Annotated in this window: 1 protein-coding gene, 1 tRNA gene and 1 pseudogene; all 3 read left to right on the top strand. The window is 35.9% G+C overall.

Annotation, left to right across the window (positions count from 1 at the left end; translation table 11 throughout):
• Positions 1-200: 200 nt before the first annotated feature.
• Positions 201-1,124 (top strand): alpha/beta fold hydrolase, encoded by a 924-nt coding sequence (locus H6F32_RS20195; protein ID WP_190371050.1) that lies wholly within the window; start codon positions 201-203, stop codon positions 1,122-1,124.
• A gap of 169 nt (positions 1,125-1,293) precedes the next feature.
• Positions 1,294-1,364: transfer RNA gene (locus H6F32_RS20190), tRNA-Gly, on the top strand.
• A gap of 29 nt (positions 1,365-1,393) precedes the next feature.
• Positions 1,394-1,521: pseudogene (locus H6F32_RS20805) on the top strand (IS607 family transposase); the annotation flags it as partial.

Raw genomic sequence — 1,521 nt, 5'->3', positions numbered from 1 at the left:
TAATGGAGCTTTGGGGATTTTCCTCAAGGCAATGTGGGATACCACCTTTATCAACTCAGTTGGTAATGTTGTACTGGACCTTCACGATATCTCAGATGTCAGGGAATGTCTCGGTTAAAAGTATCAGTTAGACATAGACTGCTGGTAAGTAAAACTTGAAGGATCTAAATCTTGAGCTTAATTAACCGTTGGATATTCAGATGGCAACAATAGACATCTTAGGGGTTACACATAAATATGAATTAACCGCTCCTACTATATACCCTCATACTCTAGTATTTATTCATGGTTGGTTGAATAGTGGGGGATATTGGCAACCAATAATTTCTCGTTTATCAATGGATTTACAATGTTTATCCTATGATTTAAGAGGATTTGGTCAATCTCAATCTCTGAGCACATCAAATATGGGTATAAATTATGTTAATAATCCTCTGGTAAGTTCTGCTTTAGATGCTATTTATTCTCCATCTGCTTATTCTCACGATTTGGCGGAGTTAATTCGACATCTTAATATTCCTAGTGCCTGGTTGATTGGTCATTCTTTGGGAGGTACTATTGCACTATGGACAGCTTCTCAATTACCTGACTGTATACAAGGTGTAATTTGTATTAATGCTGGTGGTGGAATTTATCTCAAGGAGGCTTTTGAGAAATTTCGTAGTGCCGGGCAAAAGTTTTTACAGATTCGTCCTCGTTGGTTATCTCAAATGCCTTTAATTGATTTACTTTTTACTAGGGCTAGTGTATCTCGTCCTTTAAATCGTTATTGGGCGCGTCAAAGATTGATAGATTTTGTGACTGCTAATCATGAAGCGGCCTTAGGAACTTTGTTAGATTCTACTACAGAAGAAGAGGTAAATAATTTACCACATTTAGTGTCTAAATTAAAACAGCCCGTATATTTTTTAGCAGGTGCAAATGATAAAGTGATGGAACCCAAGTATGTCCGACATTTAGCCAGTTTCCATTGGCTATTTCAATATATGGGTGATAATGTGATTGAAATTCCTAATTGTGGTCATTTGGCTATGTTGGAAGCACCAGACATAGTGGCTGATCATATTCGCTCTATTATTTCCCGTCATAGTCAGTCATTGGAGAATTTTTCTCTAAGGGGTTGACTTTTTCTTACAGTTTATGTTATATTAGTTTTCGTTCATAATGGAAAGTACAATAAAAAATAAGATATAAAAACACATTATTAATTTTTTATTATTAATTTTTTATTATCAATTTTTTATGATTTATGTGCTATTATGAACTTAGTAGGAGTTTGAGTTTACTCCATTTGCGGGCGTAGTTTAGTGGTAAAACTTCAGCCTTCCAAGCTGATTATGCGGGTTCGATTCCCGCCGCCCGCTTTGATTGAAAGTTATTCGACAATGGTTAGGAGATCATAGTTGCAAACCAGGAATCTTTGTCACCCCAACAAGAATTAGTAGAAGACCTAATGGCAATTATTCACTGCTTTTCTTGTCGGTTGTACGGATTGAGAAATTACTCCAAAGAAATCAAAGA

This window comes from Anabaena sp. FACHB-1237 (assembly GCF_014696225.1).
Taxonomy (GTDB): Bacteria; Cyanobacteriota; Cyanobacteriia; order Cyanobacteriales; family Nostocaceae; genus FACHB-1237.
This window is presented reverse-complemented; position numbering and strand designations above follow the sequence as displayed.

Coding starts and splice junctions, on each gene's coding strand:
- H6F32_RS20195 (WP_190371050.1), top strand. CDS start 201: ATGGCAACAATAGACATCTTAGGGGTTACACATAAATATGAATTAACC.